This is a genomic window from Staphylococcus sp. TE8 (assembly GCF_000692055.1).
Lineage (GTDB): Bacteria > Bacillota > Bacilli > Staphylococcales > Staphylococcaceae > Staphylococcus > Staphylococcus capitis.
The window spans coordinates 114,017-129,254 of record NZ_JMGB01000001.1; the positions used below are offsets into that span (position 1 = coordinate 114,017).

The following is a 15,238-nucleotide window of genomic DNA, read 5'->3' on the forward strand; positions in this document are numbered from 1 at the left end:
ATGAATATGGAAGAGAAGAGAGCTATTTATTTAAGCATTGATACAATTAATGATAAAATTATAAATAAGAATAATTGTAAAATTAAGTAGTAAAATGTTGGTTCAATGAGATTACACATAAACATTTTCTCGTTTGATGAAACGAATTTGTGATTATCTTAAATGAAAATGTTCATGTTTGATTTCACTGATAACTGGAATATGCATCATTGAAATAGATAAAATATTCTAAATAATCAATTTATACTTAATATATTTAAGCAATAAGAATAAGCAATCTCTTCTTTTCTTCTTGTTATCTTCCTCTAATGTAGATCATTCAAATGATGCATCTCTCTTATATGCAATGTGGAAATAGGCATATACGTGCTATTTGTTACTTAATTTTCAATTAAAAAAATAATAAAGAGGTGAAAGTTTGGAGATATTTGAAACTTTACTTATTTTTACTACAGTAGTTATCGTAAGCTCCTTTGTCCATACTTTCATACCAAAGGTACCTCTTGCGTTTATTCAAATCGTTCTTGGAATGATTTTATACCTCACTCCAATTCCAGTTGAATTTAACTTTGACTCAGAACTATTTATGGTCACATTAATTGCCCCATTATTATTTGTAGAAGGGGTTAACGTTTCAAGAGTACATTTAAGAAAGTATATTAAACCTGTAATGATGATGGCTTTAGGTCTCGTTATTACAACAGTGATTGGTGTAGGATTGTTCGTACATTGGATTTGGCCCGAACTACCGATTGGTGCAGCCTTTGCAATTGCAGCAATTCTCTGTCCTACAGATGCTGTAGCAGTTCAAGCAATCACTAACGGTAAGGTGTTGCCTAAAGGTGCGATGACGATTCTTGAAGGTGAATCATTACTTAATGATGCAGCCGGTATCATTTCATTTAAAATTGCTGTAGGCGTATTAGTCACAGGTACGTTTTCACTTTTCGATGCGGTACAACAATTTTTAATTGCATCTATAGGTGGGGCAATTGTAGGTTTACTTATAGGTATGGCACTTGTTCGTTTTCGTTTAACTCTAATGAGACGAGGCATTGAGAATATTAATATGTTCACATTTATACAGTTATTAACGCCATTTGTGACATATCTCATTGCAGAACTGTTTCATGCGTCAGGTATTATCGCAGCTGTAGTAGCCGGACTCGTCCATGGATTTGAACGAGATCGTATCGCTCAAACACGTACACAATTACAAATGAGTTATAACCACACATGGAATATTCTAGGTTATGTTTTAAATGGTTTTGTCTTTTCAATATTAGGTTTCTTAGTACCTGAGGTTATTGTGAAGATTATTAAGACAGAACCACATAATTTACTATTCTTAGTAGTTATCACTGTACTAGTCGCTTTAGCGGTATATCTCTTCAGATTTGTATGGGTATATGTGCTTTATCCTTATTTCTATTTATCAGTCAGTCCTTTCCAGAAAATGATATCAAAAGACGATGACGATAAAGCCCCAGAGAAAAAGCCTAAGAGAAGCTTATATGCACTTATTATGACGCTTTGCGGTGTACACGGGACAATTTCACTAGCAATCGCATTAACATTACCTTATTACTTGGCAAATCATCATTCATTCCATTATAGAAATGATTTATTATTTATTGCGTCAGGAATGGTCATCATTAGCTTGGTCATTGCTCAAGTATTACTTCCTTTAGTTACGCCTAATAAACCAAAAGTGAAATTAGGTAATATGACATTCAAAGAAGCAAGAGTATATATTTTGGAACATGTGATTGATTATTTAAATCAGAAATCTACATTTGAAACAAGTTATCGTTATGGAAATGTGATTAAAGAATATCATGATAAACTCACGTTCCTTAAAACAGTTGAAAAGGAAGATGAAAACTCTAAAGAGTTAGAACGTCTTCAAAAAATTGCGTTTAATGTAGAAACAAAAACATTAGAACAACTTGTTGATGATGGTGAGATTACAGATAGTGTACTTGAAAACTATATGCGCTATGCTGAACGTACACAAGTCTACAAACAAGCGTCACTATTTAGAAGGATTACAGTTGTTTTAAGAGGAATGTTATTGAAACGCCGTGTTAAAACTAAAATAAATTCTGCATCTTCTTTAAGTGTTACAGATAACTTACTTGAATTAGGTAAAATAAATAAATTAGTTCATTACAATGTAGTAAGTAGATTGTCTAAAGAGGCAACAACAGATAACAAACTAGAGATTGGTATGATATGCGATGGTTATCTTATGCGTATAGATAACTTAACTCCGAATAATTTCTTCAATTCTCAAAGTGAGGATACGATTACTAGAATTAAGTTGAATGCTTTAAGAGAACAGCGTCGAATTCTTCGTGAATTAATAGAAGATGAAGAAATTACAGAAGGCACAGCATTGAAGCTTAGAGAATCTATCAACTATGATGAAATGGTTATCGTTGATAGTATGACATGATAAAAAATATACGTTTGTTTATAAATTTTCTAAAAAAGAGCTCTCACTCATAAAGTGGTGAGGGCTCTTTTACATATATCATCATAAAAAAGTTGCACTAATCTCAACATAATTAGTGCAACTAATGTCTCCATGGGGGAGGATTGAATATCCATGGAGGTAGCTTAGTGATAGATGAAGCTATCACATCAAGTGATTATTTGTGGCTTCAGTAACTACTCAGAGTTGAATAGAACTGTTATGTACTACTCGAGGATTGATTGAGATGTTAAGATTAGTAGCACATTGTTAGTTTCCTTCTATTGTTTATCGCTCGAAAACAACAAAAAGAATGAGTGATTTCCGCTAAAATATTTACTCTGTAATTCGTGAGAGAGTGGGGCTCAAATAAGTTTGCGAAATATCCCCTTAACTAACACCACCATATCGTGTGTAAAAAAGATGTAGTTTATATTATAGGAGGGTAATATAAATGAAAAAACACACGATATGGGACTGCTAGTTACAAAATAATATATAAAAGTTCTAGAATTATCACGGATGAACATGACTTATGATTAATCTTCTACACTTTCTCACGTGTTCATCCGTGTATTTCTAGTTATTTCATACTGCCATGGATTGTCTCGATATTGGATTTCATCATTTTGTAGTATGAATCACCTTTAGTGCCTTCTTTACCTATAGAATCTGTAAATACTTCTCCATAGATATCCTTTTTTGTCTCTTCTGATAAACTTTGCATGGCTTTTTTATCCACACTTGTTTCAACTAATAGATGTTTGAGATGGTTGTCTTTAACGAAACGAATAGCTTGTTTCATTTGTCCTGGTGTACCTTGCTTTTCAGTATTGATTTCCCAAATATAGCCTGGCTTCACTTTAAATTGTTTAGCAAAGTATTTAAATGCACCTTCACTAGTCATCATAGCTCGATGCGCTTTAGGAATATCATTGAATTTGTTTTTACTCTCTTTATTTAACTTTTTGAGTTTAGCTAAGTAAGTTTTTCCGTGGTTTTTATACGTAGATTGATTTTGTTTATCATGTTGAATTAGAGTTTGTTGAATTGTTTTAACGTATTTAATACCGTTATCTAAACTTAACCAAGCATGTGGATCTTGTTTGTTCTTGTTACCATTTTCACCGTTTAAGTAAATAGGTGTAACATCTTTAGATGTAGCAACAACGCTCTTGTCTTTAGTAGATTTGCCTGCTTGTTTGAGCGCTTTTTCAAACCAACCATTTCCTGTTTCAAGATTTAACCCATTATAGAAAATAACATCTGCGTCAGTTAAAGCTTTAATGTCTTTGGGTTTTACTTCATATTCATGAGGGTCTTGACCGACTGGTACAATACTATGGACTTCGACCTTATCACCGCCGACATGTTTGACCATGTCATATAAAATTGAGTTGGTTGTTACAACTTTTAACTTACCTTCGGTAGAGCTATGATCCTTGTTATGTTGATTCCCACACGCGGCAAGAATCATGATAAATATTAATGCTAAAGCAAAAATCTTCTTCACGTTAAAGCGCCTCTTTTCTGTCTGTTATTCATTCTCGTAATTGCTAACGTTATAACGTAAATAGTAAATGTACAAATCACGATTGTAGCACCACTTGGGACGTTATATATATAACTAAAATATAGTCCGGTAATTGAACTGATAATACTAATAAGACTGGCAATAATCATCATGCTGTACAATTGTTTACTAATCAAAAATGCAGTTGATGCAGGAGTGATAAGTAAAGCCACTACAAGTATGATTCCGACCGTTTGAATACTTGCAACTGTGACAAGTGCTAGTAAAAGCATGACGAAATAATGGATGAGTGTTGTGTTTAAACCGCTCATACGGCTAAATGTTGCGTCAAAAGTAGATATCATTAAAGGTCGATAAAATACAACTATAAGTGTTAGCACACTCATTCCGATAATGATAGTTGTCCAAAATGATTGATTGGTTATAGCCAGTAAATTACCAAATAAAATATGGTATAAATCTGTCGTACTATTGATTAAACTTATAATAATGACTCCTGTTGCTAGAAATGCAGTAAAACTAATACCTATCGCTGCATCTGGTTTTGTCTTGCTTTTAGAAGTAATAAAACCAATAAAAAGACTGGCAATCATACCTGTTACTAATGCACCGATGAACATTGGAATATTGAATAGGAAAGATAGCGCAACGCCTGGTAACACCGCATGGCTCATTGCATCTCCCATTAGAGACAGGCCTCTAAGTACGATAATACTTCCTACAGTACCGCACACAATCCCTACTAATATAGAAGTGATTAATGCACGATTTAAAAATTGATAACTGAGTAAATGATTAAAGAAGTCTAACATTTAACACGCACTCCCTTGTAACTGTGACGATTGAAGTGGTGATAAATCATTATCAAAATTCATGAAAGTTGCATTCAATCGTTCAGAAGTTAAAGCTTCTTTTGGTGGTCCTATATATCTTAAGGATTGATTGAGTAATAAAATACGGTCAAAGTACTCCTCAGCTTTTGATAAATCGTGATGTACAATTAATATCAACTTACCTAAATGTCTAAGGTGCTTAATTTTTTTCATTATTAATTCTTCGCTGTAGATATCAATACCTACAAAAGGCTCGTCAAAACAATAGATATCACTCTCGCTCATTAATGCTCTCGCAACAAGTACACGTTGTAATTGACCACCACTTAATTCTGAAATTTGTCTATGACGCAAATCATCTAATTCTAAATCTTTAAGTAATTGGTTGAGTTTCGCTCGCTCAGTAATTTCTGGACGTTTAAACCACCCAATGTCTTGATAACATCCTGAAAGCACCACTTGTTCTACTTTGATAGGGAAGTCTAAATCTAATTGAGCTTTTTGAGGAATGTAAGTAATATATCTGAGTTGAGTATGTATAGGGCGATCGTATAACAATCTAGTTCCTGTCGCTTTAAATTCCCCGATAAAAGCTTTGAGCATTGATGATTTACCTGCTCCATTGGGACCTACGATGCCGACGATTTCACCACATATAGGTAATGAGAATGACACGTCTTTAAGGACATGCTTTTTCCCTAAAAATAAATTTAATTGATCAATTTTTAGCAAAAATTATAACCTCCTAATAAAAAGTTTAGGTTAACCTAATTTATTTTATAATAAACGTTGAAGTTTTAACATGTCAAGTGAATTCGTGATACAATAAGGTGAATGCGTGTGAGGTGAAATGATGTTAACTGAAGAAAAAGAGGATTACTTAAAAGCAATTTTAACGAATGACGGCGATGTATCCTTTGTATCTAATAAACAACTATCTCAATTTCTAAATATTAAACCCCCATCTGTCAGTGAAATGATAGGACGCTTGGAAAAGGAAGGTTATGTAGAAACTAAACATTATAAAGGTGCACGTTTAACTAAAGAAGGTTTAGACCGAACACTTGATATTATTAAACGTCATCGTTTACTAGAATTATTTTTAATAGAAATATTGCAATACAATTGGGAAGAGGTGCATCAAGAGGCAGAAATTCTTGAACACCGAATTTCTGATTTGTTTGTGGAACGCTTAGATAAAACGTTAAATTTTCCTAAAACATGTCCTCATGGTGGCGTGATTCCACGTGACCATCATTATAAAGAACTCTATACAACGTCTATCTTAGAATTCGAACCTGGTGACAATGTTATAGTCAGAAGAGTGCGTGATAAGACAGACTTACTTGTATACCTTTCAAGTAAAGATATCTATATCGGCAATACGGTAGAAATCGTTTCGAAAGATGATACTAATAAAGTAATTATTATTAAACGAAATGAAAATGTAACTATTTTAAGTTATGAAAATGCAATGAATATTTTTGCCGAAAAACAATAAAAGCTTAAGTTCTTAATGAGCGTTCTTTGAATCATTAAGAGCTTAAGCTTTTTTATAAAATCGTGTATTTAATGAGTAAATAGATCGTATAGAGGTTGAAGGCAATCCATATCGTACTATAAATGATTGTAGGTACTTTAGTGATATCAGTTAAAGCACTGCCGTCCCAACTTGGCTTAGGTCGTTGGAAGGTAAGATTAAATATTGTCCATGAAGATTGAATAATTTCACCTAGTAAAACGCCTAAAATAAGATGATAACTTAAAGAGACGATGTCATACACCATCATTGTATGGTTATGCTGGACTAAAAAGTATAAGAGTATACTGATTAACAGAATGACAATAATAGGTGATAGTTTTCGAGAGGTTAATATTAAAAAATAAATAAAAATCAAGAGATATGTGACTAGAAAAATACTTGGATGTTCAAAATGCGCAGCCACTAATCCAATTAAAAACATGATGGGTGGCATTAAGTAACCCCCAATTGTGGTTATGAATTGACCCAAATAACCTTTAGATTGAGTGATAGCATAGCCTTGTTGTAATGTTGTTTGTCTTTCAGTGGGACTTGTAACGATAACTAGATCTTTAGCTCGTCCACCTGCAAGACGATTAAATAATACATGACCAAACTCATGAGTTAAAACTGGTATATAGTTCAAATAGACATCTAGAAATCGAATGATACCGTTATGTCTGTTTTGATGAATAAAGATATAAATTATTCCAATTGCAATGATGAGATAAATATTTAAATGAATAACTGTTGTGAAAAAGTTCTCTAGATAGGACATGATTAACCTCGAATAAATAAATTTAAATATGTTCATTTATTTAATATTATAAATGAAAAAGCAGGAATTAGCCTTTAGACTTTAGATGTAATTTAAGGATTAAAGATTTCTTGTTTAATTTTGGATGTGGTAAAATAGACGGTACATTTTTAAGCATAGTACTATTAATACTTCTATATTTAATTTTAATTAATAAATGACTACACGAAGTGAAGTGGGGCAAATTTGATGAATAACGAGCAATTTAATAACAGTAAAGTCAACGTGCTGGGCGTAAAATTCAATAATACTACGATGTTGGAAATGATTGAGAATATCAAATCATTTTTCGAAAATAGAACTGAAAGTAATTTATTTATAGTAACGGCTAATCCTGAAATTGTTGTTTATGCAACTGAACATCCTTCGTATATGGATTTAATTAATAGTTCGGATTATGTTGTAGCTGATGGAACTGGAGTGGTTAAAGCATCAAAGCGATTAAATCAACCTCTGAGACGTCGAGTACCAGGGATTGAGTTGCTTGAAGAATGTTTGAAAATAGCTCATGCAAATCATCAGCGTGTGTATTTACTTGGTTCAAAAAATGAAATTATCGAAGCGGCTGAACGTAAATTACACTTAAAATATTCTTATGTGACGTTCGCTTACCATCATGGATATATTAATCTAGAGGATGAAACGGTGGTCAAAAGAATAACTAGTTTTAATCCTGACTACATTTTTGTTGGAATGGGATTCCCGAAACAAGAGGAATGGATTCATAAACATAATTCCAAATTTAATCAAACTGTTATGATGGGCGTAGGTGGCTCATTTGAAGTTTTAAGTGGGACGAAAAAGCGTGCCCCAAAATTGTTTCAAAAGCTGAATATTGAATGGGTATATCGTTTGCTTATAGATTGGAAGCGTATAGGTAGAATGATGAGTATTCCAAAATTTATGATAAAAGTATCTAAGCAAAAAAGAAAAAACAAAACTGATAAATAAGATAAAGCGAGAGATGGTTCAGGGAGGCCACCTCTCGCTTTCTATTTGAACAGGGATAACAATAATTTTAGGGATTTAACAACTCAATTATTTCTCAGGGGAAGGGGTAGAAAATAATTGAGATTATTTAATTTAATTCTGTAATATCAAGGGTAAGAAAAAGCTCTTTCAATGTCTTTTGTAAGCGAACAGGGATCTTACATGGCTGATAACATTTTTGATTTTGGGAAAGGTATAACGTTGATTAACTCGCCATAAGACATCTACTAAAGCTATCAAAGAGTACATGTACGCTATTAAGTCCAGAATGGCGCTTTTCATAGCGAAGTCTCTTTAAGTTATATCATCGTTCATTGAACTATACTTAGGGTTGTCATGATTTAAATAGTTGAGTGATTTGAATAAAGGTTTTTTAAAAATCTAATTAAACGTATTAAAGTGCTATTATTTAGCAGTATAACTTGAGCTTGAAATTTTTCCGCTTGAAACGATAACATCTTTATCTTGGAAAGGTTCATTATTAAAGAAACGATTTAGAATATCTTTGACACCATCTTCAATACGTTTTTGAGATTCTAAAGTCATACCTGAATAATGAATAGTCATACCATTTCTAGGCATTGTTCTCCAAGGATGGTCAGCTGGTGCTGGTTGTGGGTACCATACGTCGCCGGCATAACCTTGAATTTGACCACTATTAACAGCGTTGACTAATGCTTGAGTGTTGACGATTTTACCACGAGCTGTATTAACTAAATAACTACCTTTTTTCATTTTATTTAATACATCTTCATTAAATAAATTATCAGTAGAAGGTGTTAATGGTGCATGAATCGTAATTGCATCACTTGTTTTCACAAGTTCTTCGAATTCAACGAATCTTGAGTTTTCGTTATCTTTTTGATTGATTGGATCATAGTGTTGGATAGTTACGTTAAATGGTTTTAAGCGTTCAGCAACTAATTGACCAATACGACCGAAACCAAAGATACCGATTGTTTTGTTTTGAAGTTCGCGAGCTTGGTTACCGACTTTAGATAAGTCCCATTCTCCTTCGACTGATTGACGGTGTCCTTCCATAAAGTTACGTAATACAATAAGTAAGTCCATTACGGCATGTTCAGCTACACTTACAGTATTACTACCTGTTACTTCTACTACACCGACATCATTTTTACTTGCTGCATCTAAATCAACATGATCAGAACCAACACCTGCAGTGATTGCTAATTTTAAGTTTGGTGCTTTCTCGATTCTTTCTTTAGTCATATAAGCAGGATAGAATGGTGCACTAATTACAATATCCATATCGCTTAAGTGTTTATCTAAGTCATCTTCACCATTTTTTAAGATAACTAATTCATGGTCTGAATCTTTTAAGAAATCTCTAAGACCGATGGCTTTATCTGTATTTAATAATTGATTGTCTAAACCTTCTTCAGTTTCTGGGAATAATGCTACAATTTTCATACTCTATACACTCCTAAATTTAGAATTTTATCTAGTAAAAGTTCTAGCTATTCTATGATGAGAGCACTTATAACGTTTATAAAAAAATACTCAGCCTATTTGTCTAAACCACCTCCTTAAATGTATGAATTCTCATAAGCATTTAAAATGTAAGTGGGTTAGCAAACAGCACTGAGTACCTTACACCAATCCCATAGTATTATTACTATATTATTTGTTATTCAATTGATTTATCAAAAACGAAGATTGAAACAACTTCGTCGTCTTCTAAATTAACATCTGTAAAAAGTTTTACGAAATTTGCTCCAACAAGTTCCTCCATTTCAACTGGAGGTTTTTGTTTATATAATTCTTTAATTTCTTCAGTACGTCCATATTTAAGCATACTCTGAAAATCTTTATTTCTCAAATAAAAGTTTTCAACTTTACTTAAACTACCTGTCATATGACAAATTGCCCAGTTATCTTTAAAAAAGACTTTAACTTGTTCGGGGCCTTTACCAATATATGATTTACGGTAAGAACGTACTAAATTCGCAAATTGTTGGGTTTTCTTATTAGCTACTATCTCTTTCACCCTCTTTAATTTACGTTTCAGTTGTGACAACTTTGTGTATCTCTTAATTCCATCATAATACTACTTCTACTTTTTGAAAAGGGTTAAGCTCAAATTAATTGAAAATAATTATCATATGAGAGTTGCAATGTTTTAAATCTTTAATTTAAAAGCACATAAAAACTGTCAACAACGTTTATTGTGACAGTTTAGTATGATATTTGCTTATTTAATAACAAAACGTGATTCATCTAATTCGCTTCTAAAGGCTTTTTGTTGTGCTTTAGATTTCTTCTTGAAGTCCTTTAAGAATTCTTCGTATTTTGGTAATACATCATCAAGTTCACCAAATTCTTTTAATTTGCCACCTTCAATCCAAGCAATTTTTGTACAGAATTCTCTGACTTGGCGGAGATTATGGCTAACAAAGAAAATAGTTTTTTTCGCTTCTTTAAATTCATAAATTTTATCTAAACATTTTTGAGTAAATGTTTGATCTCCTACAGAAAGCGCTTCGTCAATAACTAAAATATCTGGATTAACAGTTACATTAATTGAAAATCCTAACTTAGCACGCATACCACTGGAATATTTTTTCACTGGTTGATAGATGAATTCACCTAATTCACTAAAATCAATGATTTTAGGCATTAACTCTTTGATTTCTTTACGTTTAAACCCCATACACAACATTTTAAATTCAATGTTTTCTACTCCTGTTAGTTGACCGTTTAAACCTGCATTAATTGCAATTACACTGACATCACCATGTCGTTCAATTTCTCCAGAGGAAGGGGAAAGTGAGCCGCCTATCATGTTACTTAAGGTAGACTTTCCGGAACCGTTAATTCCTACTAGACCTATGACGTCGCCTTCATGTGCTGTAAGTGAAACACCATCTAAAGCGAAAAATGTTTTATTTTTATTTTTAGGGATTAAAGCATCTTTAATTCGATCTTTATTATTTCTATATATACGGTATTCTTTAGTTACATTTTCAATATTTACCGAAACGCTCATTTTAGTACCTTCCTTATATACATTTGTATAGATTATAATATACAACACATCAGTTGTTAAATTTATTAACCTAGTGTAAAGTGAATAGAAGATTTTGTTAAAATTATTAAATGTGAAAATACTATCTTTGTCATACTTCACATAAAAGTTAAATATTATCATTACTGTTTTTAACGATAATGATTGTATAATATAATATGCTTGTAATAAACAATAAGCTATTATTCTGAATAAAGTGATTACAAAACATAAGTTTAAAAGACTATTTAATAAAGTTTTACAATAGATAGATTTCTATTGCATGAGAAAGCGTGGTTGGGTTTAATGTCAGCAGTTGGAACTGTTTTAAAGGAACACCTCAAAAACTTCTATTTAATTCAAAGACTGGCACAATTTCAAATTAAAATCTCAAATCACAGTAACTATTTAGGAATGGCATGGGAAATTTTAAACCCAGCGCTACAAATTATGGTTTACTGGCTAGTTTTTGGTTTAGGCATTAGAAGTAACGCACCAATACATGGTATCCCATTTGTATTTTGGTTGCTAGTGGGAATTAGTATGTGGTTTTTCATTAACCAAGGTGTTCTTGAAGGTACCAAATCAATTTCACAAAAATTTAATCAAGTTGCTAAAATGAATTTTCCATTATCTATTATTCCCACGTACATTGTAACTAGCAGATTTTACGGTCATTTAGGATTGTTAGCAATTATTATCATCGCATGTATGTTTAAAGGAATTATACCGAGTATTCATATTATTCAATTATTAATTTATGTACCTTTTGCATTTTTATTAACTTCATCCGTAGCCTTGTTAACGTCAACGCTAGGAATACTTGTGAGGGACACTCAAATGATAATGCAAGCACTCATGAGAATATTATTCTATATGTCTCCAATTTTATGGGTACCTAAAAATCATGGTGTGAGTGGTGTTATACATCAAATTATGATGTTCAACCCAGTTTATTTTATTGCCGAATCATATCGTGCGGCAATTTTATTCCATCAATGGTACTTTATCGATCATTGGAAATTGATGTTATATAACATTTGTATTATTATTTTGTTCTTTGTTATTGGCTCTATTCTTCATAAACGTTATAGAGATCATTTTGCAGATTTCTTATAAAGATTTATACATTGCCTTGGTCCGCTGTGGATCAAGGTTTTATTTTTGAAAAATAAAATCACACACACTACAACTTTTTAATGAGCATTAAAGATACTATTATCATTTTCTAAGGAAGAAAGAATCGTTTATAATTTAATAATACGATTGAGTAAATAAAGACGGTGAAAACATGAGAATTCTAATAAAAAAAATATATATGTTTATAATTAAGGTGTTAAATTATCTATTTAAACCTAAGAAAATAAACCGAAATCATATAGTCGTTATGATGACCTTTAAACAAGATGTGTTTCCAATAATTGAAGCATTAAGTCAACAGAAGTACGATATTACAGTTATTGGAAAAATGAAGGATCAAGCGCATTTAAAAAACTTGAAAAATATATCATTCATACCTGCAGGAAATAAAAATGTGATTAGCCACATTAAGGCATTAAGCTCAGCTAAAGTCATTATTGTTGACACGTATTATCTTATGATGGGCGGATATCATAAAAAGAAAGGGCAAGCTGTCATTCAAACTTGGCATGCAGCGGGAGCGCTCAAAGATTTCGGTTTGACCGACCATCAGGTGGACATGAATAATCAAACAATGGTTAAACAATATAAGCGTGTTTACGATGCAACAGACTATTATTTAATAGGTGGAGAAGAGATGGCTCAGTGTTTTAAGGAATCATTTGAAGCACGTCCTGATCAAATGTTAAAGTTTGGACTTCCTAGATTAGTAAAATATTTAAATATGGATATAGAAGAAGCACAACGTAGTTTGAAAGCGAAGTATCATATTAAAGATAAATTAGCGGTATATGTGCCAACGTATAGGGAATCTAAAATTGCAAATAGGACTATAAATAAAGAGAAGTTTGAACAAAACCTACCTAATTATACGTTATTAAGCCATTTGCACCCTTCGATTAGAGATCGACAATCATCACAAGATATTGATATATCTTCTTTAATGATTATGGCAGACGTCATTATTAGTGATTATAGTTCGCTACCAATTGAAGCAAGTTTGCTCAATAAACCTACCTTATTCTATAACTATGATGAGAAAGAATATGAAAATGTTAGAGGATTGAATTCATTTTATTATGAGATTCCAAATGACTACAAATTTACTGATGAAAATAGTTTAATTCAATCACTTAAAGAGAATGATGTACCACTACAATCATTATTTAATACTTGGCATCGATATAATACGAAAGAAAGTTTAAACGAGTTAGTCAATTTTATAAATAAGTTGGTGAAATTATGAAATTAGCAATCATTATTCCGGTATATAATGCTGAAGATACTATCAAACGAGCAATACTTTCTGTGGATAGTAAGTCAGATTATGAAATTATCTGCGTAAATGATGGTTCGACCGATAATACAAAACGCGTGCTTACAGAACTTCAGAAAGAACACAAAAATATTAAAGTGATTAATCAAGATAATCAAGGTGCAGCACGTAGTAGAAACGTTGGATTAGAGGCAATGTCAGATGACGTTGAAGGATTTCTATTTTTAGATGCTGATGACGAGTTCTTACCTAGTAGAATTGATTTAATGGTTGAAGCATTTCAAAAAAATGAAGAGACTGATGTAGTTATAGGACAAATGGGCAGAGGTATCAATGGTGATTGGAAAGTGATTCCGACACATGATGATATTGTATTGGATGAGTTAGTCACGCTTGATCGCAAGCCTGAAATTTTACAGTCGATAGGTCCTGGCGCCAAATTATTTAGTGCCAAATATGCAGGATTACGTTTTGATGAGGATGTCGTATTCTGTGAAGAACACACGTTTATTGTGAGAGCATTTTCTAAAGCAAGAGATATTCAACTTATACCAAATATTGTTTATGGATATAATGAAAGAGAAGGGTCAGTTACAGCTCAACGTGCTGATACATTTCTCCCTTATATGAAGGACGCTTTAAAAGTGCGCCGACGTGTCATGGAGTTATTGTTACTCATTGAGGAAAAGACATACTACAGTTATCGTATGGATAATCTTATCGTAAGTTATTTAATACAAGCGCATTTAATGAAGAATAGTCAAATGACTCAATCGTTCATGGATAGTGTTACAACTTATATCAAAGCTATGCAACATACCCATTACTCAGGGAATGCAATGTTTAGAATTGTAAGAGCTGTTGAGCAAAGTGCAACAAATTGGACGAAAACGTTATATCAACAATGGAGAAAGACATTACAAGGTGTTGGTATAGGTCGACCTGGTTATTTACGTTTTAAAGTTTCAGTACTTCCTAGACGTGCATCATTTTCAGGGAAGCAATCATTAAAACGCATGTTAAATAAGAAATAATGCAATAAGAAAATTTGTATAAAATTATCCTTATCTTATATTGAATTAATGGTAAGGGTGAAATATTTATGCTACATTAAGATTGTAAATTTTTATTAAATTTTAAGTTAAGGAGAATACGTATCATGAAACGAGTAATTACTTATGGTACATATGATTTACTACATTATGGTCATATCGAATTACTGAGAAGAGCACGTGAAATGGGCGATTATCTTATCGTGGCGCTCTCTACAGATGAATTCAACCAAATAAAAAATAAAAAGTCGTACTATGATTATGAGCAACGTAAAATGATGTTAGAGTCTATTCGTTATGTAGATTTAGTAATCCCTGAAGAAGGATGGGGCCAAAAAGAAAAAGATGTCGATCGTTTTGAAGTTGATGTCTTTGTTATGGGTCACGATTGGGAAGGCGAATTTGATTTCTTGAAAGATAAATGCGAAGTGATTTATCTAAATCGTACAGAAGGTATCTCAACAACTAAGATTAAAAAAGAATTATATGGAAAAGATGCTAAATAACTATAAAACTATTTACATGCGTGTTACTAAGAGTAGCACGCATATTTTGTGTATAAGAATTAAATGA

General features: G+C 32.2%; 14 protein-coding genes. 7 read left to right on the forward strand and 7 right to left on the reverse strand.

Annotated elements, in window-relative coordinates:
• Positions 1-418 precede the first annotated feature (418 nt).
• Complete coding sequence (locus CM54_RS00585; RefSeq protein WP_002452630.1) at positions 419-2,458, forward strand: cation:proton antiporter; 2,040 nt, start codon at positions 419-421, stop codon at positions 2,456-2,458.
• 601 nt (positions 2,459-3,059) lie between these two features.
• Here the strand turns inward: CM54_RS00585 and mntC are convergent.
• From mntC to CM54_RS00600, 3 genes are read right to left on the reverse strand one after another with little or no spacing between them, the layout of a single operon-like run.
• The gene (gene mntC, locus CM54_RS00590; protein ID WP_037548245.1) at positions 3,060-3,989 is read right to left on the reverse strand and encodes a manganese ABC transporter substrate-binding lipoprotein MntC; all 930 of its coding nucleotides are present in this window, start codon (positions 3,987-3,989) and stop codon (positions 3,060-3,062) included.
• Positions 3,986-4,822 carry a metal ABC transporter permease gene (locus CM54_RS00595; RefSeq protein WP_002433425.1) on the reverse strand — a complete coding sequence of 279 codons (837 nt, stop codon included), beginning with the start codon at positions 4,820-4,822 and terminating at the stop codon, positions 3,986-3,988. Before CM54_RS00595 ends, mntC begins: the two co-directional genes overlap by 4 nt.
• Entirely contained in the window at positions 4,823-5,575 is a 753-nt protein-coding gene (locus CM54_RS00600) for a metal ABC transporter ATP-binding protein (RefSeq protein WP_030059002.1), read from the reverse strand.
• Between the two features lie 121 nt (positions 5,576-5,696).
• Between CM54_RS00600 and CM54_RS00605 the strand changes: the two genes are divergently transcribed.
• Positions 5,697-6,344: a metal-dependent transcriptional regulator gene (locus CM54_RS00605; RefSeq protein WP_002433449.1), complete on the forward strand. Its 648-nt coding sequence runs from the start codon at positions 5,697-5,699 to the stop codon at positions 6,342-6,344.
• Positions 6,345-6,396: 52 nt separating this feature from the next.
• Here CM54_RS00605 and CM54_RS00610 read toward each other — a convergent pair whose 3' ends face one another.
• Positions 6,397-7,143, reverse strand: coding sequence for a M50 family metallopeptidase (locus CM54_RS00610; protein ID WP_037548248.1), 747 nt, complete (start codon positions 7,141-7,143; stop codon positions 6,397-6,399).
• A 228-nt stretch (positions 7,144-7,371) separates the two neighbouring features.
• Between CM54_RS00610 and tarA the strand changes: the two genes are divergently transcribed.
• Positions 7,372-8,133: an N-acetylglucosaminyldiphosphoundecaprenol N-acetyl-beta-D-mannosaminyltransferase TarA gene (gene tarA / locus CM54_RS00615; protein ID WP_037548252.1), complete on the forward strand. Its 762-nt coding sequence runs from the start codon at positions 7,372-7,374 to the stop codon at positions 8,131-8,133.
• 444 nt (positions 8,134-8,577) lie between these two features.
• Here the strand turns inward: tarA and CM54_RS00620 are convergent, their stop codons facing one another.
• The 3 genes from CM54_RS00620 to tagH form a co-directional block, all read right to left on the reverse strand.
• A complete protein-coding gene (locus tag CM54_RS00620) occupies positions 8,578-9,603 on the reverse strand; it encodes an NAD-dependent formate dehydrogenase (protein WP_037548254.1) in 1,026 nt (341 codons plus the stop codon).
• Positions 9,604-9,820: 217 nt separating this feature from the next.
• Positions 9,821-10,180, reverse strand: coding sequence for a DUF2294 domain-containing protein (locus CM54_RS00625; protein ID WP_030059007.1), 360 nt, complete (start codon positions 10,178-10,180; stop codon positions 9,821-9,823).
• 204 nt (positions 10,181-10,384) lie between these two features.
• The gene (gene tagH / locus CM54_RS00630) at positions 10,385-11,179 is read right to left on the reverse strand and encodes a teichoic acids export ABC transporter ATP-binding subunit TagH (protein WP_002433506.1); all 795 of its coding nucleotides are present in this window, start codon (positions 11,177-11,179) and stop codon (positions 10,385-10,387) included.
• Between the two features lie 324 nt (positions 11,180-11,503).
• Here tagH and tagG point away from each other — a divergent pair, with 324 nt between their 5' ends.
• The 4 genes from tagG (at position 11,504) to tagD (ending at position 15,171) form a co-directional block, all read left to right on the forward strand.
• On the forward strand, positions 11,504-12,316 hold the full coding sequence (gene tagG / locus CM54_RS00635; RefSeq protein ID WP_037549778.1) for a teichoic acids export ABC transporter permease subunit TagG: 813 nt from the start codon (positions 11,504-11,506) through the stop codon (positions 12,314-12,316).
• Between the two features lie 172 nt (positions 12,317-12,488).
• Entirely contained in the window at positions 12,489-13,583 is a 1,095-nt protein-coding gene (gene tarB, locus CM54_RS00640; RefSeq protein ID WP_037548257.1) for a teichoic acid glycerol-phosphate primase TarB, read from the forward strand.
• A complete protein-coding gene (locus CM54_RS00645; RefSeq protein WP_023350714.1) occupies positions 13,580-14,647 on the forward strand; it encodes a glycosyltransferase family 2 protein in 1,068 nt (355 codons plus the stop codon). Before tarB ends, CM54_RS00645 begins: the two co-directional genes overlap by 4 nt.
• 125 nt (positions 14,648-14,772) lie before the next feature.
• Positions 14,773-15,171, forward strand: a complete 399-nt coding sequence (tagD, locus tag CM54_RS00650) for a glycerol-3-phosphate cytidylyltransferase (protein ID WP_037548261.1) — start codon at positions 14,773-14,775, stop codon at positions 15,169-15,171.
• Positions 15,172-15,238: the final 67 nt, after the last annotated feature.